Source organism: Glutamicibacter sp. BW78, assembly GCF_002332245.1.
Lineage (GTDB): Bacteria > Actinomycetota > Actinomycetes > Actinomycetales > Micrococcaceae > Arthrobacter_H > Arthrobacter_H rhombi_A.
In genome coordinates, this window is the sequence record NZ_NRGU01000042.1 from 80,013 (window position 1) to 97,838 (window position 17,826).

A 17,826-nucleotide genomic window follows, 5' to 3' on the forward strand; every position below is an offset into this window, starting at 1 on the left:
CCGGCCGCCGATGCCCCGCGCCCTCCCCCGGCTAGCGCCGGGTGACCTTGCCGGTGAGCTGGGCGACCGGCTGCAGGAACAGTGGCCGGGCGGCGATCCAGCCGGCCACCACGATGATCGCCGCGACGACGAAGACCCAGAATCCCACCCAATTGACCGTGTCCTGCCCCTGACTGCTGTACATGTAGTTGAGGTTGCGGCGCATGCCGGTGGTGAAGACCAACAGCACGTGCACGAAGATGAACACCACGAAGTAGAACATCACCGGCAGGTGAATGGCCCGGGCCAGCAGGACCGGATAATAGCGATTGATTTTCCATTGGTTGGACCACACCGAAGACATCCGCAGGCCGGTCACCACCGCCAGCGGGGCGGCAATGAACACGGTGACGAAATAGGCCAGCAGCTGGATTCCGTTGTAGTTCTGCCAGGCTGATTCCATCGGCCACTCCAGCGATAGGTATTGCAGTCCCGCCGAGAACGCCTGGGGGAAGACGTCCCACCCGGTCGGAATGATCCGCCTCCAGTGCCCGGTGGAAAAGAGCAGGATGTAGAAGACCACCCCGTTGAGGATCCAGAGCGAGCCCAGGCTGTAGTGCAGCCACAGGTAGATGCTCATTTTGGCGGGAGGGTTCTGCCGATTGCGGGGGCCTACCGTGCGGGTCCAATAGGCTTCAGGGGTCCGTTGGGTCCGCACCATCCACCCGGCGCGGATGATCAGGAAAATCAGGAAGAAGTTGAAGAAGTGCTGCCATTGCAGCCACCAGGGAAAACCGTTGGGGGTGTCCGCGGTGGCCGGCGGCTGGCCCGGGTAGTCCGCCAGGAATTCTCGTCCCGCAGAGCTTCCCAGATACCCTCTGGCGCCCAGGACCGCCGCGGCCAGAACCACGATCACGAGGGGGGATATCCAGACCATCTTGAACCATGTGGACTGCCTGAAGCCCGCAACGGTTCGGTTGCTCGAGGTTCTCATCATTCTCCTGTCCGCCACACTCAGCCTCCGGCCCCATGAGGCTACCGGGCCCGAAACTCATCCACCCGAGGACTCCCGCCGCCGTAGTTCGGCGGTGAGAGCCGGCACCACCTGGTGCAGATCACCGATGATGGCATAGTCGGCCTGGGTGACCATGGGCGCATCGGGATCGGTGTTGATGGCCACGATCATCTTGGCCGACTGGCAGCCGGCCCAATGCTGAACGGCGCCACTAATCCCGCAGGCAAGGTAGACATCCGGGGAGATCCTGCTGCCTGTCTGGCCGATTTGTTCGTGGTGGGGGCGCCAGCCGAGGCTGGTGACCACCCGGGATGCCCCCATGGCGGCCCCCAGCTGCTCCTTCAGTTCGAGCAGGTCATCGAAACCATCGGCGCTGCCCACTCCGCGGCCTGCCCCGACCACTACCCGGGCCCCGGTCAGCGTCGAGGTGGCATCCGGTGCGCCGGTTTCGACCCGTACGACGGCGGTGACCAGGTCGGCGTCGGAGAGCTCAGGCTCGAATTCATGCCAGGGCGGCTCGCTGGGCTCCTCGGCGGCCACCGGGTCCACAGCATGCCCGGCGACGGTGATCATCTGCGGGGACCCGTCAAGCCGCATGTGCTCGAACACCGCCCCACCCATCACCTGGCGCGAGACGATCAGGGGTTCGGTGCCGACGATGCCCACGGCGTTGGCCGCCATCATGGCCCCCGTCCGGGCGGCCATATGGGCCAGCACCTCGCTGCCGCGCGGGGTGCCTGCGGCGAGGAGGTACTCGGCGGGAAGGGCTCCCAGTGCGGTGGCCCAGGCGGCCGCGCCGTAGCGTTCCAGCCGTTCGCCGGTGGCATGGTGAATGGAACGCACTGAGTGTTCAGCTAATTGCGTCGACAGCCGTTCCTTCACCCGCTGCGCCGTCTGGGCACCGGTGGGCGATGCTTCGCCGGCGCCCAGGGGGCCCACGACCAGGGCCTCCACGGTTTCGTCGCCGAGTCTGCCGGCCAATTCTCGTGCGAAGGTCAGGGTTTCCAGCGAGGTGAGGGTGGCCCCGCTGTTGTCGGTTTCCACGAGGACGAGAATCATCGGTTCAACACCCCGCTGGCGGCGAGCACCTCGACGAGTGCCGGGACGGCATCGGGCCCCTCACCCAGGATCTGGACGGTGCTGGGTTTCGCCGGTGGCAACGTGAGTCGGATCCGGCCGGAGCCGACCGGTTCAATGTGGGAGTCCTTGCGGTCGATGGTCAATCTCTTGGCCTTGATCCGTCCCCGGATCGACGGATATCGCGGTTCCACTCCTCCCTCCTGCACGGCGATCACCGCAGGCAAAGGGACCTCGAACACGTCGGTCCCCTGTGGTCCTGCCCCTCGGGCCTGGACCGAGGAGCCGTGGATTTCCGCGGTATTGATCCCCGTCAGGACCGGCCTCTCGAGGGCGTATCCGAGCCGGACGCCGACCTGGAAGTCGCCGGTATCGGCGGCATCGTTGCCGACCAGGATCAGGTCGTAGGTGGTCTCCGAAGCCCTGACTTCAGCAGCGATCGTCGCCGCCACATCCGCTGGGCCGTAGGTTTCGGGGTCCACGGTGATCAGGGTGGCCGCACCTGCCCCCAGCGCCACCGCGTGCCGGAGCTGTTCTGCCGCCTCGGCGGTGCCGATGCTCAGGACCCTGACGTCTCCGCCCGTGTCCGCCGCCAGTCCGACGCCGAGTTCGATCGCGCATTCGTCATGCTCGCTGAGCGTATAGCCGACATGGCGGGCGTCGATGCTGCGAGCGTCCTGGCTCAAGAGGATTTCGCCCGAGGTTTCCGGGACCCGTTTAATGCAGACCAATACATTGACCATCTTCAGCTCCTGATCCTGAGGTTCTCGGGGTCGAATAGCGGGGTCGCATCGGTGGCCGCCACGGTGGCCGGATAGGAGCGGCCCAGGTAGTTCACGGCCAGTCGGGTTCCGATGCGGGCCTGCGCGGGAGGAAGGAAGGACATCAGCAGGTGCACGCCCAGTGATGGCGCCGATCCTGCCGAGGTGACATAGGAGCTACGCCCGTGCCCGTCGAGCAGTGGTTCGCCTTCGGGGCCGGTGACCGCTTCGCCGCCGAGCATGTAACGGGAAATGCCCTCGCCGTCCCGGTGATCCTCCACCTGCAGCGTGCACAGGACCCGCAGCGGCGTTTCCGACCGCTGACGCAGATATGCCTCGCGGCCGATGAACTCCTCGGTCTTCGCCCGCGGACGCATCATTCCGGTCTCCACGATGGTCCGCTCCGCGTCCAGTTCCGCACCGAACGCCCGGTACCCCTTCTCCATCCGGCCGGTGGTCCCGTAGACGCCGTTGCCCACCGGCACCAGACCATCCTCGCGTCCGGCCTCGGCCAACAGCGACCAGAGACGGGCCCCTTGCTCCATCGGCACATAGAGTTCCCACCCCAGTTCACCGACGTAGGAGATCCGTGAGGCGTGAACGACCAGCGGACCCGCTTCCAGGTTTTGGCAGTGGGCGAATTTGAAGCCCTCGGACGAAATATCCGAGTCGGTGATCCGTCCGAGGATGTCTCTGGCCCGCGGACCCCAGAGGCCGATGGTGGTCAGTTCGGAGGTGCGATCGACAACGTGGGTGGTCCTCGGATCCGGTCGCCGGTCGGAGAACCATTTGCGGTCGATGTTCCCGCTCCCGCCACCGGTGACCACCCTGAAGTGGCCCTCGCCCAGGCGCATGATGGTCAGGTCAGCACGAAAACCACCGCGAGCGTCCAACACCGGGGTGTAGATGACCCGCCCCACCGCCACATCCATTTGGGCCACCGCCACCTTTTGCACGGTGTCCAGGGCCCCGGGTCCCACGACGTCGAAGATGGCGAAGGCTGAGAGGTCGACCATTCCGGCGCGCTCGCGCATCGCCAGATGCTCGGCGTTGATGATGGGTGACCACCAGCGGGAGTCCCATTCGGCACTCCGGTCCATGACCGCCTCGCCGTATTCGGCCAGCAACGGAGCGTTGGAGGCGTACCATTGCGGTCGCTCCCAGCCGGCGGCCTCGAAGAAGGTGGCCCCGAGTTCCGTTTCGGCGGGGTGCATCGGCGCGAGACGGATATTGCGGTTGCTGAGCCATTGTTCGCCCGGGTGCACGATGCCGTAGGTCTTGTTGAAGCCTTCCTCGACCCGGGCCTTCACGTGGGTCCGCGTGCGTTGGTTCGGGTAGAACCGGGCGATGTCCGAGGTGTGCGTATCGTATTCCGGCGTGCCGGTGGTCATCCACTCGGCGATCATCCGTCCAACACCGGGGCCCTCCTTGACCCAGACGGCGGCTGCGGACCACAGTCCTGCCACCTCGGGGGTTTCACCCAACAACGGGGCACCATCGGGGGTCAGCGAGAGCAGCCCGTTGATCGCGTACCGGATTTCCACCTCGGGGTTGCCCAGAATATCGGGCATCAATTCCAAGGCCTGCTCCAGTTGCAGATCGAAATCGTCTTCCGTGAAGGGCATTTCGGTGGGCGAGAGTTTGGACTGGGCGATGGAGGGGATGTCTTCGGCGTCGTGCAGGATGGGCCGGTGTGCGTAGGAGCCGATCTCCAGGTCACCGCCGTGCTGGCGTTCATAGCAGCCGGTGTCCATGTCACGGATGATGGGGAAGGAAATTTCTCCGCTGGTGCCGGCGAACTGCGGAACCGGCCCGACGCTGATCATCTGGTGGACGGTGGGGCTCAAGGGGATGGAGGCCCCGGCCATCCGGGCCAGTTTCGGTGACCAGACTCCGCAGGCAATGACGACGGTGTCGGTTTCGATGGTTCCGGCGTCGGTATGCACGCGGCGAATCCGCCCGGCCTCGACATCCATGCCCGTCACCTCCACCGTGGCGCAGACCTGCAGCGCGTCAAGCCCCATGGCCGCCTCACGCATCAACGTGCCGGCCCCTTGGGAATCAACGACGCCGACCCCCGGGGACCAGAAGGCGCCGCGGATGACCGAGGGCTCGAGATATGGGACGCGTTCGACCACCGCTTCGGGTGAGACCATCTCCGATTCAAGGCCCCAGGCCCGGGCCGAGGTCAAGCGTCGGTAGAGCTCTTGCATCCGCTCCTCGGTGCGGGCAACTTCGAACCCGCCGGATTGCGTGAAGACGCCGAGGTCCTTGTACTGGCGGATACTGTCGGCCGTCAGATCGGTGATTTCCCGTGAGTGGTCCACCGGGAACAGAAAGTTTGAGGCGTGCCCGGTGGAACCCCCCGGATTCGGCATCGGCCCTTTATCGAGTTGGACGATATCCCGCCAACCCAGCCGGGCCAGGTGGTGAACGATGGAATTTCCCACGATTCCGGCTCCGATGACAACTACCCGTGCACTCGCGGGAACCCTACTCATGACGCCACCTCAATTTGCCATCGATTCATGACGCGGCGGGCACTTCGATCAACCGCGGTGGAACCGCCGTAGCTGAACCATTGCGCGTTTGCCGGTCGCCGTCAAGGGTGAAGGGCGGCTCAACAAAAAGCGTGCTGCCGGGGCCCGCTCACGGCCTCAGGTTCGGGTGTTCCTCCGTTTGGGTGCTTCGGCAAAGCCCGGCTGGGCATACGGGGCTTGCCCGCGTTCGAGCATGGCCACGAATTCGGCGATCTTGCGGGTTTTGGACTCCTCACGTTTGAGTGTGTGGATCCGGTAGTACAGCGCGTAGCGGTTGGTGCTGTTCAGTCTCGCGTAGGCCATGCCAGCCGCGGGATTTGCGTCCAACGCGGCGGATAGCTCCTCGGAGGGCTTGGCTGTCGCCTGACCGACATAGGCGCTGTCCCAGCGTCCATCAGCGCGTGCCGCTTCGACTTCGGCCATCCCTGCGGGGGCCATCCGTCCTGCTCCCACCAGCCGATCCACGAGTCCGACGTTGATGGCCGACCAGGCGCTGCCGGACCGGCGCGGGGTGAAGCGCAGCAGGTAGCTGCCTTCATCGCGGCGACCTGCCTGTCCGTCGATCCACCCGAAGCACAGGGCCTCGTCGAGCGCAGCCGCCCGGGTCAACGTCGTCGTCTTCCCGCCCTGTTTATGCAGGACTAGCCGCACCCCCGCGGCCTCGGTGTGATGCTCGGCCAGCCATTCGCGCCACACGGCGGCATCGGGGACCAGAAGTTCGGGCAGGGTGATCGCCATGCGCCCAGTTCAGCAGGTCCGGACACCAAGGTCTATACGCAAGCAATCTACTTTGCTAGCATCCTAATTATGTCTGCTAAAGCAACCCCGGATCCGGACCGAAAGATCCAATTCAACGTCTACCTGCCCGCAGGGCTGGTACGGGAAATCAAACATGCCGCCATCGACGCCGAAACCTCCCTCTCGGCCTATGTTGCCGCGGCGCTGGCCGAACACCTGAAGGAGTAGTGCTCATGCTGCGCGTGACCCCCATCCACTTCACCGACCACCTCGGGTCATGGACCTCCCTGCTCGAGGCCCTCGGCCTCGTCCATGCCGTGAACTCGGACGGCTGGCATGAATTCGACTCCGCCTCCGGCAGGGTCCGACTCCACGCCACCGATGCCGATCATCCCTCAGGCACCACACTGCTGTCCTTCGAGGTCGGTGACCTGGACGAATTCACCCGGCGCACCCGCGAGGCAGGCACCGCCGTGGTGATGACCGAAGAAGGCCATGGCAGCACCGCGACCATCACCGGCCCCGATGGCCTCTCCTTCCCCGTCACCGCCCAGTCGCCCCGCCCCGAGCCCGCACAGGCCGACCCGGCGCTGCAGGTGCTCGTGCTGTGGATGACACCGGAACCGCAGGGTCCTGCCGAAACCCTGCGCAATATCGGCGCACGCCCCCAGATCGCCAGCGATAGCGGAGGCTGGGTCCAGTTCCGGGCCAAGAACGGAGGCCTGGTCGCCACGCATTCCGGCACCCGGGCCTTCGCCACGCTCAGCTTCGAGTACGACGACGATGCCGAGGTCCTGCTCACCCGGCTACAAACCGCGGGGCTGGGGGCGAGTCTGGTCGACGAGTCCTATGGACGCACCGTGTTGGTGGAGCACCCGGACGGCGGAGAGCCGATCTGGATCAACGAGGCCCAACAGGATCTCTACGGTTACCACCGGCTCGCCGGGGCAGGCGGGGAATAGCCCCGGGGCGGCCATCGTTATTTGCCGATGTGATCCGACTTTTTGAGCCCGTGACCCTGAACGCCCCGACCGGCCCGGGCCTGATCCTGCGCAACCGTGCCGTCCTCGCACCCATGTGCCAGTATTCGGTCACCGCGAAGGACGGTATTGCGCAGGCCTGGCATCAGGTGCATCTGGGGTCTCGGGCCGTCGGCGGATTCGGGCTGGTCTTCACCGAAGCCACCGCCGTTTCCCCCGAAGGACGCATCTCCGATCAGGACACCGGGATCTGGAACGACGCCCAGCGCGACGCCTGGGCCCCGATCGTTGATTTCATCCATGCCCACGGTGCCGCAGCGGGGATCCAGCTAGCTCACGCCGGTGCCAAGGCTTCAACCTACCCCGCGCTTCCGGCGGCGGCCGGCCGCGGCACGATCCCGGTGGCGGAGGGCGGCTGGACCACCGTGGCCCCCTCCGTCACCGACGTCCACGGGCTGGACGCGCCAACGAAAATGACGGTCGAGCAGATCCGGTCATCGCTGGAGGACTGGACAGCAGCCGCCCGACGGGCGGACGAAGCAGGCTTCGACATCATCCAGCTTCACGGCGCCCACGGCTACCTCATCCACCAGTTCCTCTCCCCGTTGACCAATCAACGCACCGACGAATACGGCGGCAGCTTCGAGAACCGGACGCGGTACGCTCGCGAGGTCATCGCCGCGGTCCGTGCCGTCTGGCCGGCGGAGAAGGTCTTGGGGATCCGGCTCTCCGGTGAGGACTGGGTCTCCGGCGGCTGGCGAATTGCCGATACGGTCCGCTTCGTCCGCGTGGCCCGCGAACTGGGCGTCAGCGCCTTCGACCTCTCCAGCGGTGGTATCGGCCCCTTCCACGGCCCCAGCGGCCCGGGGTACCAGGTCGGACTGGCCACAGCAGTCAAGGAGGCACTGACCGGCACGGACTCATTCGTGAGCGCCGTCGGGATGATCACGACGGCACAGCAGGCCGAGCAGCTCCTGGTCTCCGGACAGGCCGACGGGGTCAGCATCGGCCGGGCAGCACTGGTCGAACCCTACTGGCCGGCCATCGCGGCCCGGGACCTGGGCATGGATCGCGAAGCCATTCCGCGGCCCCCACAGTATTTCCGTGCCGGCTGGTAGATGCCTTCTACTCCTCGACCGTTTCTGAGTCCCGGCCGTTGAGGAAGATGCTGATCACGATCAGGGAAACACTCAGGCAGGCGGCAACGAAGAATCCGCTCCGGAACCCCATGACCTGCGCCTCGAGGTCGGAGGCTCCGGCCAGGGCCGAGGACGCCGTTCGGGAAGCCAGAATGCCGACCAGCAGGGCGGTTCCCGCGGCGCCCCCCAGCTGTTGGAGGGTGCTCAGTACCGCTGAACCATGCGAGTGCAGGTGATGTGGCAAGGGGTTCAGCGCGGAGGTGAACGCCGGGGTGAAGATGAAGGCGAAACTCAACGACATGCCCAGGTACAGCACCAGCAGCCACCAGATCGGGGTCTCCGATTCCAGCCGGGAGAAGGCGAACATCACGACCGAGAGCAAAGCGGTGCCGGGCAGCAGCAGCGGACGCGGCCCGACCTTGTCATAAAGTCGTCCCACCAGGGGCGCCAACAGACCCATGAGCAGCCCACCGGGCAGCAGCAGCAATCCGGTAGCCAAGGTGTCCAGATCCCGCACATTCTGCAGGTAGATCGGCAGCAGGATGATCACTCCGAAGAGCGAGACCATGGCCATCATCATCAACACCAGCGCCAACGTGAAATTCCGGTACGTGAAGGGCCTCAGGTCCAGCAGTGCCGTATCGGTGCGTTGCAGGCGCAACTGCATCAGGGTGAACACGGCCAACGCCACGAAGGCGACCGCCAACGCCACGATGGCCAGACCGTCTGGCCCCTGGCCCGCGCTGTCACTGCCACCACCGATTTTGCTCAACCCGTAGACGAGCCCGCCGAAGCCGGGGATCGCCAACAGCAGCGAGACAACGGAGAGCGGCTTCCTGCCGGCCTGGGCCACGGACGAGAGCCGTGGGGCGCCGATCACCAAGGCAACGAGCGCAATGGGCAGCACGAGCAGGAACATGAAACGCCACGTCAAAAATTGCAGGATCAGCCCGGAGATCGTCGGCCCGATGGCCGGTGCCACGGAAATCACGATCGATACATTGCCCATCACGGTGCCTCGACGTGCCGCCGGTACCAAGTCCAGGACCGTGGTCATCAACAAGGGCAGCATGATCGCCGTTCCGCTGGCTTGAATGACTCGCGCCCCCAGCAGAACCGAGAAGGTGGGGGCGAAACCTGCCAGCAACGTCCCGGCGGAGAACAAGCCCATCGAGAGCATGAACACGGTGCGCATGGAAAAGCGCTGGAGCAGATAACCGGTCATGGGAATCACGACGGCCATCGTGAGCAAGAAGGCCGTCGCCACCCATTGCACGGCATCGGCGCTGACGTCGAAGGCCACCATGAGCCGCGGCAGGGCGACGTTCATGATGGTCTCGTTCAAGATCACGACGAAGGTGGAAACCAGCAACACGGCGATGGTCTTCTTGGCCGCTGGGTCCAACCGGTAGTCCGACGGCAGGGAGGAGGCTGCCGCCGCGGGTTGTCCGGGCGCCACCGGGCTGTTGTCGGAAAGCATAAGGCTCCTCTGGTTAATCGACCGCGGACCAAGCCGTGACCGTGGTCCGTCGACGTGCCGGGAGTTTCGGGCCCCGATGGCGATCGGGGCACTCAACCGGTGGTCAACCCACCGACTCCCCAGCTTATTCCCCACAGCGACTGCCGGAGCTTCTTTTGCATCAATCCGGGCCCCCACCGGAATGGGGGCGTGAAGTGTCGGTGCGGATGCGATAAACATGAGGGTATGAACGTTCGTACCCCGGACCCCAATCCCGGCTGGCTCTCAGAAGAAGACCTCTATGAGGCCCGGCAACGACTCCCCATGCTTTATGTCGAAGCGATTCCGGTCCGTTTGGACCCGTTGGGCTATGTCAACGAAGTCGGGCTGCTCTACACCGCCGACGCCGCCGGACATTTCAGCCGCACCTTCGTTTCGGGACGCGTCATGTATCGCGAGACGGTCCGCGCCGCCCTGGTCCGGCATATGGAGAAGGATCTGGGCCCGCTGGCGATGCCGCAATTGCCCTTGAGCCCGGTGCCCTTCACCGTGGCCGAGTACTTCCCCTCCCCCTCGGAGACCGGGCTGACCGATGAACGCCAGCATGCCGTGGCGCTGGCCTACGTCATTCCCGTCCGGGGCGAATGCAGCCCTCGCCAGGACGCCCTCGAACTGACCTGGCTGACCCCCAGCGAGGCCCTGAGCCCGTCCATCCGTGACGAGTTCGCCGGTGGCCGCGCCAATATCCTTCGACAGGCACTGGCCCATGCGGGCTGGTGCGAGTAGGTAGTGACCTTGCAGCATGACTACATCCGGGCCGTCCGCGCAGAGAAAGTGACGACCGGAAACCGTTTCATCACCCGCAGCGGTGCCCCGAGTCGGCCGGTGACCGGGATGAGGACGGTTCCGGACAGCTTCGGAACCCCCGCCTATATCGAGGCCACGCTGGACAACGGGCAGAAGGTCACCATCGCCCACGGGTCAACCATCCGCGTCCATACCGTCGAACCCCCACGGGAGGCGACCCTGGATGAGCTGACGGTCATCCCGGTGGAGGACGGCTCGCCCGAGGCCATCCTGATCTCCATTGCCCGCGAATACCCGTGGGACCAGCGGGTGCTGGCACCCATTGCCAAACTCAGCCGCGGTTTCAACCCGAAGTCCGGCGCCCAGCTGGAAGACGTCCGCGATCTAGCCCATCTGCTCTTCGTCGAGCTCGATGACCAGCCGAACGTCTGGCGGGCCCTGGGCGTGCTGACCGAGCTGCCCTTCGACGGGAACTTCGGCCGGTGGAAGTCCATCCAGTCGGCGCTGGCGATTGCCGCCTACCTCTCGGCCAGCGACGGCGATGCCGAGGCCTCGCGCCGGTATTCGGAGTCGCTGCGGGTCACCGACCACATCGAAGAGGACCCGCTGAAGGATAAGCTCACCGCCGAGCTACGCCAGCGCCAACTCGACGAGCCCAACCTCTTCGACCGGGAGATCCACCGGGCCACCGCTGCCGGTGACGCCGTGGCCATCCGTTCCTGGCGGATCGAACGGCTCGACGCGCTGCTGTATCTGCTGGCACACGGAGGTTCCCGGGTGCTGGCCCGTGACGAATTGCAGCGCATGATCGATCATGAGTTGGAGACGCTGCGTTCCCTCGACGGGCCGGGGCAGCAAGAAGCCGAACAGGCAGCAGACGACGCCGGAGCGCACGAGTAACGCGGTTCAGCTGCCCGTCAGAATGGCCTCGGAGCATAAGGCAAAATGGTGGGGTGCCTGAAACCGATTCCCCCCTCGACGTGACGACCACCGCCTCCGCCACCGGGGCGCCGCCGTCGGCCCCTTCAACCGTTGCGGAGCCGCATCCACGCCAAAGCGCGTTCGGCTTCGATGTCGGCACCCGGCTGAAGAACGCCGATGGGTCCCCCTCGCTGGGACGTACCGGCACCATCCGCACCCCGCATGGGGACATCCGCACCCCGGCCTTCATTGCGGTGGGGACCAAGGCCACCGTGAAGGCCGTCCTGCCCGAAGCCGTCTCCGACCTCGGCGCCCAGGCGGTGCTGGCCAACGCCTACCACCTGTACCTGCAACCCGGCGCGGAGATCCTCGACGCCGCCGGCGGTCTGGGGGCGTTCATGAACTGGCCCGGCCCCACGTTCACCGACTCGGGGGGCTTCCAGGTGATGAGCCTGGGCTCGGGGTTCAAAAAGGTCATTGACATGCAGGGTTCCACCGCGGCAGGCGGTGACGATCAGGTCGCTCCCGGCAAGGAACGCCTGGCCAACGTCGACGAGGACGGGGTCTGGTTCAAATCCCACCTCAATGGCGACCGACACCGCTTCTCCCCCGAGATTTCCATGGGCGTGCAGCACCAGATCGGCGCGGACATCATGTTCGCCTTCGACGAGCTCACGACCTTGCATAATTCGCGTGGCTACCAGGTCGAATCCCTGGAACGGACCCGACGCTGGGCCGAACGCTGCATCATCGAACACTTCCGGCTCACCGACGAACGCGAGCCCAAGCCCTACCAAGCGCTCTTCGGGGTCATCCAGGGCGCCCAATACGAGGACCTGCGGCGCAAGGCCTGCCGCGACCTCGGGGACATGCCCTTCGATGGATTCGGGATCGGCGGCGCCCTGGAGAAAGAGAACCTGGGGACCATCGTCGGCTGGTGCTCCGAGGAACTTCCCGAAGACAAGCCCCGGCATCTGTTGGGCATTTCGGAACCCGATGACATCTTCACGGCCATCGAGAATGGTGCCGACACCTTCGACTGTGTCTCCCCCACCCGGGTGGCCCGCAACTCGGCGTTCTACACGGCCAACGGCCGCTTCAACCTCTCGGGACGGCGGTACCGCGCCGATTTCACCCCCTTGCAGGACGGCTGCAGCTGCTACACCTGCACCCACTACACCCGCGCCTACATCCACCACCTGTTCAAGGCCAAGGAACTGGTCAGCCACACGCTGATCTCCATCCACAACGAATACTTCGTGGTCTCGTTGGTGGATCGGGCCCGTGAAGCCATCGAAAACGGCACGTTCGCCGACCTGAAGGCATCGACATTGGCCGCCTACTACGCTGGCGCCCCCGACCCGCAGGGGCTCTAGGCGGATCGCCGGCGGTACGTTCCGGCGAACCATCCGCCCACCCCGAGGCCCGTAGCAAGCACCAGGAGCACGGCAGGTGCCGCGGCACCCAGCACTGCCAGCAGCAACGGGAGGACGGCGATCAGCATCAGTTCCAGCCCGTGGACGGCATGGCCCATCAGTGGTCCGGCACCCCGGCCGAACATTTGGCGTTGCAGCACCGCATCCCACTCCAGTTCGGGCCGGTAGGCCAACCGCAAGGCTCCTCCGGCCACACCGATTCCGCCCAGGGCACCGATGCCGGCCAGCAGGATCCACTGGCCCGGCGCCCCCGGCCCGGCCAGCGCCCAGCCCAGGATGGTCCCGGCCAGTGCACCCCAGACGCTCGACACGATCGCGGGCAGCAGTCCGTGAGCCCGGCGTGTGGTGGCCGCGTCCAGAGGGAGCAGGGAGTCCAGGCCGGGCACCCGGGCCGCTTCGGCGGCCGCGGCTCCTGCGGCCTGGCCGGCCAGGGCTGCCGCCAGCAGGATGGCCACACCCAGCACGACCGCGGTGCCTCCACCGTGGGCGGTCACGGCCCCGGCGAGCAGGGCCAGGCTGATCAGCAGTCGTCCCGCCACCGAACCGCTGCGCAGCAGGACGAGGGCTTCGGCGCGCAGCAGTGCCCGGACCGGGGAGCCGGTGAAGCGCACGGGCATCACGCGGGGCCAGAGGTCACGGACGTGGCTCCGCCGGCGGGGCCCGCGGGCGAAGGAACCCACCAGTGAGCGGGCGTCGAGCAGGGCCAGCGAGTTCCCGGCCTGGCCGCTGATTCCCCCGGCCTCGAGGAGCTCGGAAGTGGGGATCCGGCCCAGCAGCGGGCGCACCACCATCCACCCCAGGATGGCGACCAGCAACAGGATCGCGGGGATGGCCCAGCTGCCCGTGGACGGCCAGGCCGACGGCAGGCCCGCCCAGACCCCGGGCGTCAGGAACCGTGCCGTTCCTGCGGTCCGGGTGATCGCATCCACGGCGTAGGCCAGGACGATCAGAACCCCCAGCATCCGTAGCCCCCGCCCGATGACCCGGCGCATATGCAGGACCTGCCCGGCCGCCACCAGGAGACCGACCACGACGAACTCGGCGCCCAGGGTGAGGCTGCCGGCGGCCAGTTCGTCCAGCGGCGGGCCGGAGTATCCGTTGCGTGAGGCGGTTCCTGCGGAGAGGCCCAGCGGCAACCACAGAACGGCGCCGGCGATAAAGATCCAGCCCAAACGGTTCCGCAGTTGTCGGGCCAACAGTGGAACCCGGTCCACCGGGAGTGAGAACCACCAGAGGCCCTGCGCACGGTCCACGGCCACCGGCCCCATCCGACTCAGGATGGAGGCCACCGCCACAAGAGCCAGCAACAGCAACACAGATCCGGCGTCGGCCCCCGGGACAACGGCGAGACCCTCACGCACCAGTGATTCGGCTGCCGCCTCCCGCAGACCTTGGGCCAGGAATTGGACCAGTCCCAGGGCGAAGGCCAGCAGGATGACCACCCCGAAGACGGTGATGTAGATATCGCCCCAGCGGTCATATCTTTCGGCCCACCGATGTTCCCGGCGGAGCCGGTGGGTCGCCCCGACCGGGTCGAACCCCGAGGGTGGACCGTCAGGTACCCAGGTCGGCAGGGACGGCGCCGGCCCCGCTGGGTGGCTGCTCATGCTCCGCCGATGGCCGCGGCGCCTTCGGCTGCGCTGGCGAAACGCAGTCCGCCATCGACGATCAGACACTGATCCACCACCGTAGTGAGCAGGATGGCGTCGTGGGTGACCAGCAGGACGGCCCCGCCATCATCGATCCGGGCTCGCAGCCGGACGGCGAGTTTCGCACGCATCGGCGGGTCCAGCCGTTGTTCGGGCTCGTCCAGTACCAGCAGTTCGCTGGGGCGGATCATTCCGGCAGCCAGCAGCAGACGACGGCGTTGGCCCGAGGACAGTGCCCCGGGCAGGGCATTCCTCGCGGCACTGAGTTCGAAGAACTCCAGTTCGCGTTCCACCGCTTCCTGGCCGTCCGGGACATCGTGGCCCGAAGCGATGAGCTGCAGATGTTCCTCGACGGTAAGCGAATCGAAGAACGCGTCTTCGTCGAAAACTGCGGAAATCAGGCGCCGGTGGATATGGGAGGTGTCGTCGGTGAAGACACCCAGCACCGAGGTCTGGCCGGATAGCGGGGGCTGGCGGCCGATGAGGGTCCGCAGCAGGGTGGACTTCCCGGCGGCATTCAGGCCGACGATGCCCAAGGCATCTCCCCGGCAGAACACCAGGTCCAGGGGTCCGCAGACCTCGAATTCGTCATAGCCGGCGACCAGTTCCCGGGCGGTCAGCAACGGAGCCTCCTGCGTATTCATACCGCCCAGCGTACCGGCGTCGGCTCAGCTCAGCATCTGCCCGTAGGTCGGCTCGTGACGTTTGAACCAGCGGATCACCAGCGTGGTGATCGGTACGAAGAGGAACTCCACGCCCGTCTTGTAGACGAAGCCGACCAACACGTAGTTGATGAACTGGCCGGCGTCGTCGATCCCGATCACCGAGGCGGCGATCGAGCAGAAGATCAAGGTGTCGGCGAACTCCCCCACCCCGGTGGAGCCCATGAGGCGTCCGACCAGCCCCTTCTCCCCGAAACGGTCCTTCATCTTCACCAGGACATAGGAGTTCAGTGTCTGGCCGACCAGGAACCCGCACAGCGAGGCCCCGACGATCCGCCAGACGGGGCCCAGCGTTTGTTCCAGCGCCTCTTGTCCGGGGTAGAAATCCGCGGAGGGAAGCATGATGATCACCCAGAAGCAGAACGTGGCAAAGGCTGCCAGCAGGAAGGTGATGACGATCGCCCGGCGGGCTGCCTTGAAGCCGTAGACCTCGCTCACGACGTCGCCGAGGATATAGGCCAGGGGGAAGAGGAAGAAGCCCCCGTCGGTGATGATCGGCCCGAAGCTCACCCCCTTGGTTGCCCCGATATTGGACAGGATCACCACGACCGCCATCAGGGCCAGCACAGCTGAGAAGTACGGGCTCCCGGCGGAGGCGAAAACGGCCTGGCGGGTACGTCCCCGCGTCGGTTGGGTGGGCAGGGTGTTGACGGGGTCGCCTGAGGTGGCGCGCATGAGGTGGTTCCTATTCTGGAAGTGGTTCGCCAGGCAGGGTGCTCCGGGTTTCCCCGGGTCCGCCGCCCGCTGTATTAGCACTTGACGCCTCCCATTCTCCCATGTCTGCCCAGAAAGGCGTGTTTCTGCCGGATTCCCCGGCAACAGCATATTTTGAACATGTTCAAAACTTGCTATGCTGGGCTGCACCCCGGCGATGGCGAGGAAATGATGGAGCCGAAGACCACTAAATCGGCCCTCACCCGCGCACGGATCCAAGATGCCGCCCTCACCCTGTTCTCCCGAGAGGGGTTTCACCGCACCACGATGCGCGCCATCGCTGCGGAAGCCGGGGTCTCCCCGGGCAACGCCTACTACCACTTCGCCTCCAAGGAGGACCTGGTCCAGGAGCTGGCCCGCGGCCTGATCGATGAACAGCTGCGGGCCGCACGACCACTGCTCCTGTCGGGCAATAACCTGCAAGACAACATCCGGATCGTCTTGGATGCCGCCGTGGATGTGGTGACCCCGTTCCACGATTTCGGTTCGGTGCTGATCCGTGCGGCCATGAACCCCGATACCGCAGCGACTGCGGACGTAACCCGGGCCAAGGAGTTCTCCCTCTGGCGTCAGGCGGTCGCCGCGTCGCTGCCCCGACCGCCCCTGGCGATCCGCGGCGATCTGCCGGAACTGCTCTGGCTGGTCCAACGCGGCCTCATCATCTTCTGGGCCTACGACTCCTCGCCCGACACCGCCCGCAGCCGTCGGCTGGCAGCAAACGCGGCGGCCTTGATGGCCCGCCTCGCCGTATTGTCCCGGCTGCCGGTGGTTCGGCATATCGTCGATGACGTCATCGGGGTCGTGCGCAACGTACAACGCGATGAAACAACCTAAAATAGGAAGATGACTTCCACGCAACAGCATTCTGCCCCGGCCATCACCCTGACCATCGCCGGCTCCGAAGCCACCGGTGGGGCGGGCGCGCAGGCCGATCTGAAGACCTTCCAACAGCTGGGAACCTTCGGGATCGCCGCGTTGACCTGCATCGTCTCCTTCGACCCGAAGCAAGGATGGGATCACCGCTTCGTTCCCGTGGAACCCCAGGTGATCGCCGACCAGCTCGAGGCCATCCAGACCTGCTATTCCGGTCAACTCGACACGGTGAAACTGGGCATGATGGGTAGCCCGGCAACGATCGACACCGTGGCTACGGCCCTGCGCTCGCAGCAGTGGAAGAACGTCCTGCTCGATCCCGTGCTGATCTGCAAGGGCCAGGAGCCAGGACATGCCCTGGATACCGATCAGGCCCTGAAGTCCACGCTGTTGCCTGTGGCCACCTTCGTCACACCGAACCACTTCGAGGCCGAATCCCTGTCGGGGATCACCATCAGCAACGTTGAAGACCTCGAACGTGCAGCGCGCCTGATCCATGAGGCCAGCGGCGCCGCGGTCCTGGCCAAGGGCGGCATCCGTTTGGCGGGCACCGATGCCGTCGACGTCTTCTACAACGGAACGACCACCGAGATCCTCTCCACCCCCAAGATCGGAGAAGTCGCCGTTTCCGGGGCCGGATGCTCATTGGCCGCCGCCGTCACCGCCGAGCTGGCCAAGGGGGCCAGTCCTCTGGAAGCTGCCCGCAGCGCCAAGGCCTTCGTCACGGCAGGCATTGAGCACCGGATGGCTTCCCATGCCCCCTTCGATGCTCTCTGGCAAGGTGGTATCAGCGCCTGACCGTCGCAGGGAATCTCTCGTGGCGACGACACCTCATCGAGGAGTCGTCGCCACTTTTTTTGGGCCGCCGCACCGTCGCTGCCGCCTATTTATCGAAGAGTTTCCGCGCTAGTCGACGTCAATTGTGTTCACGTGACATGAGCTTGTTAAAAGTTTGCGAACACTCCCCCTCGGAGCACGCTGCGGCGACCTACCGGAGCCAGCCGTGTCATAGACCC

Annotated in this window: 17 protein-coding genes; 8 read left to right on the forward strand and 9 right to left on the reverse strand. The window is 65.8% G+C overall.

Going from position 1 to position 17,826, the window contains the following annotated elements:
- Window positions 1–31 precede the first annotated feature (31 nt).
- From CIK75_RS15390 to CIK75_RS15410, 5 genes are all read right to left on the reverse strand, one after another.
- Entirely contained in the window at window positions 32–916 is an 885-nt protein-coding gene (locus CIK75_RS15390) for a cytochrome b/b6 domain-containing protein (protein ID WP_241895502.1), read from the reverse strand.
- A 114-nt stretch (window positions 917–1,030) separates the two neighbouring features.
- Entirely contained in the window at window positions 1,031–2,038 is a 1,008-nt protein-coding gene (locus CIK75_RS15395; RefSeq protein WP_241895503.1) for an electron transfer flavoprotein subunit alpha/FixB family protein, read from the reverse strand.
- An 11-nt stretch (window positions 2,039–2,049) separates the two neighbouring features.
- On the reverse strand, window positions 2,050–2,814 hold the full coding sequence (locus CIK75_RS15400; RefSeq protein ID WP_086993799.1) for an electron transfer flavoprotein subunit alpha: 765 nt from the start codon (window positions 2,812–2,814) through the stop codon (window positions 2,050–2,052).
- Window positions 2,815–2,816: 2 nt separating this feature from the next.
- Window positions 2,817–5,333 carry an FAD-dependent oxidoreductase gene (locus CIK75_RS15405; protein WP_086993802.1) on the reverse strand — a complete coding sequence of 839 codons (2,517 nt, stop codon included), beginning with the start codon at window positions 5,331–5,333 and terminating at the stop codon, window positions 2,817–2,819.
- A 156-nt stretch (window positions 5,334–5,489) separates the two neighbouring features.
- A complete protein-coding gene (locus CIK75_RS15410; protein ID WP_086993805.1) occupies window positions 5,490–6,110 on the reverse strand; it encodes a YdeI/OmpD-associated family protein in 621 nt (206 codons plus the stop codon).
- Between the two features lie 69 nt (window positions 6,111–6,179).
- On the opposite strand from CIK75_RS15410, the gene CIK75_RS15415 reads away from it, so the two are divergent.
- Genes CIK75_RS15415 through CIK75_RS15425 form a run of 3 tightly spaced genes read left to right on the forward strand, consistent with a single transcriptional unit; the run spans window position 6,180 to window position 8,208 of the window.
- Entirely contained in the window at window positions 6,180–6,338 is a 159-nt protein-coding gene (locus tag CIK75_RS15415; RefSeq protein ID WP_096224582.1) for a CopG family transcriptional regulator, read from the forward strand.
- Window positions 6,339–6,343: 5 nt separating this feature from the next.
- The gene (locus CIK75_RS15420; RefSeq protein WP_143269138.1) at window positions 6,344–7,072 is read left to right on the forward strand and encodes a VOC family protein; all 729 of its coding nucleotides are present in this window, start codon (window positions 6,344–6,346) and stop codon (window positions 7,070–7,072) included.
- 50 nt (window positions 7,073–7,122) lie between these two features.
- Entirely contained in the window at window positions 7,123–8,208 is a 1,086-nt protein-coding gene (locus CIK75_RS15425) for an NADH:flavin oxidoreductase/NADH oxidase (RefSeq protein ID WP_241895504.1), read from the forward strand.
- 7 nt (window positions 8,209–8,215) lie between these two features.
- Here the strand turns inward: CIK75_RS15425 and CIK75_RS15430 are convergent, their stop codons facing one another.
- Complete coding sequence (locus CIK75_RS15430) at window positions 8,216–9,709, reverse strand: MDR family MFS transporter (protein WP_086993816.1); 1,494 nt, start codon at window positions 9,707–9,709, stop codon at window positions 8,216–8,218.
- A 225-nt stretch (window positions 9,710–9,934) separates the two neighbouring features.
- On the opposite strand from CIK75_RS15430, the gene CIK75_RS15435 reads away from it, so the two are divergent.
- Genes CIK75_RS15435 through tgt form a run of 3 tightly spaced genes read left to right on the forward strand, consistent with a single transcriptional unit; the run spans window position 9,935 to window position 12,792 of the window.
- The gene (locus tag CIK75_RS15435; protein WP_086993820.1) at window positions 9,935–10,474 is read left to right on the forward strand and encodes an NUDIX hydrolase family protein; all 540 of its coding nucleotides are present in this window, start codon (window positions 9,935–9,937) and stop codon (window positions 10,472–10,474) included.
- Window positions 10,475–10,477: 3 nt separating this feature from the next.
- On the forward strand, window positions 10,478–11,395 hold the full coding sequence (locus tag CIK75_RS15440; RefSeq protein WP_086993823.1) for a DUF6707 family protein: 918 nt from the start codon (window positions 10,478–10,480) through the stop codon (window positions 11,393–11,395).
- 53 nt (window positions 11,396–11,448) lie between these two features.
- Window positions 11,449–12,792, forward strand: a complete 1,344-nt coding sequence (tgt, locus tag CIK75_RS15445) for a tRNA guanosine(34) transglycosylase Tgt (protein WP_241895505.1) — start codon at window positions 11,449–11,451, stop codon at window positions 12,790–12,792.
- Here tgt and CIK75_RS15450 read toward each other — a convergent pair.
- From CIK75_RS15450 to CIK75_RS15460, 3 genes are read right to left on the reverse strand one after another with little or no spacing between them, the layout of a single operon-like run.
- On the reverse strand, window positions 12,789–14,459 hold the full coding sequence (locus CIK75_RS15450; protein WP_086993827.1) for a DUF6297 family protein: 1,671 nt from the start codon (window positions 14,457–14,459) through the stop codon (window positions 12,789–12,791). The genes tgt and CIK75_RS15450 overlap by 4 nt on opposite strands.
- Entirely contained in the window at window positions 14,456–15,145 is a 690-nt protein-coding gene (locus CIK75_RS15455; protein ID WP_086993830.1) for an ABC transporter ATP-binding protein, read from the reverse strand. The genes CIK75_RS15450 and CIK75_RS15455 overlap by 4 nt, the downstream gene beginning before the upstream one ends.
- A 24-nt stretch (window positions 15,146–15,169) precedes the next feature.
- Entirely contained in the window at window positions 15,170–15,898 is a 729-nt protein-coding gene (locus tag CIK75_RS15460; protein WP_086993833.1) for a queuosine precursor transporter, read from the reverse strand.
- A 159-nt stretch (window positions 15,899–16,057) separates the two neighbouring features.
- Here CIK75_RS15460 and CIK75_RS15465 point away from each other — a divergent pair, with 159 nt between their 5' ends.
- Together CIK75_RS15465 and CIK75_RS15470 are read left to right on the forward strand one after the other, a co-directional pair.
- Window positions 16,058–16,771, forward strand: coding sequence for a TetR/AcrR family transcriptional regulator (locus tag CIK75_RS15465; protein ID WP_086993835.1), 714 nt, complete (start codon window positions 16,058–16,060; stop codon window positions 16,769–16,771).
- A 9-nt stretch (window positions 16,772–16,780) separates the two neighbouring features.
- Window positions 16,781–17,608 carry a hydroxymethylpyrimidine/phosphomethylpyrimidine kinase gene (locus tag CIK75_RS15470; RefSeq protein ID WP_086993838.1) on the forward strand — a complete coding sequence of 276 codons (828 nt, stop codon included), beginning with the start codon at window positions 16,781–16,783 and terminating at the stop codon, window positions 17,606–17,608.
- Window positions 17,609–17,826 lie beyond the last annotated feature (218 nt).

Excerpts from the sequence above, each read along its gene's own strand:
- CIK75_RS15390 (WP_241895502.1), bottom strand. The coding sequence starts at position 916 with ATGGTCTGGATATCCCCCCTCGTGATCGTGGTTCTGGCCGCGGCGGTC.
- CIK75_RS15400 (WP_086993799.1), bottom strand. The coding sequence starts at position 2,814 with ATGGTCAATGTATTGGTCTGCATTAAACGGGTCCCGGAAACCTCGGGC.
- CIK75_RS15405 (WP_086993802.1), bottom strand. The coding sequence starts at position 5,333 with ATGAGTAGGGTTCCCGCGAGTGCACGGGTAGTTGTCATCGGAGCCGGA.
- CIK75_RS15410 (WP_086993805.1), bottom strand. The coding sequence starts at position 6,110 with ATGGCGATCACCCTGCCCGAACTTCTGGTCCCCGATGCCGCCGTGTGG.
- CIK75_RS15415 (WP_096224582.1), top strand. The coding sequence starts at position 6,180 with ATGTCTGCTAAAGCAACCCCGGATCCGGACCGAAAGATCCAATTCAAC.
- CIK75_RS15420 (WP_143269138.1), top strand. The coding sequence starts at position 6,344 with ATGCTGCGCGTGACCCCCATCCACTTCACCGACCACCTCGGGTCATGG.
- CIK75_RS15430 (WP_086993816.1), bottom strand. The coding sequence starts at position 9,709 with ATGCTTTCCGACAACAGCCCGGTGGCGCCCGGACAACCCGCGGCGGCA.
- CIK75_RS15435 (WP_086993820.1), top strand. The coding sequence starts at position 9,935 with ATGAACGTTCGTACCCCGGACCCCAATCCCGGCTGGCTCTCAGAAGAA.
- CIK75_RS15450 (WP_086993827.1), bottom strand. The coding sequence starts at position 14,459 with ATGAGCAGCCACCCAGCGGGGCCGGCGCCGTCCCTGCCGACCTGGGTA.
- CIK75_RS15455 (WP_086993830.1), bottom strand. The coding sequence starts at position 15,145 with ATGAATACGCAGGAGGCTCCGTTGCTGACCGCCCGGGAACTGGTCGCC.
- CIK75_RS15460 (WP_086993833.1), bottom strand. The coding sequence starts at position 15,898 with ATGCGCGCCACCTCAGGCGACCCCGTCAACACCCTGCCCACCCAACCG.
- CIK75_RS15465 (WP_086993835.1), top strand. The coding sequence starts at position 16,058 with ATGTTCAAAACTTGCTATGCTGGGCTGCACCCCGGCGATGGCGAGGAA.
- CIK75_RS15470 (WP_086993838.1), top strand. The coding sequence starts at position 16,781 with ATGACTTCCACGCAACAGCATTCTGCCCCGGCCATCACCCTGACCATC.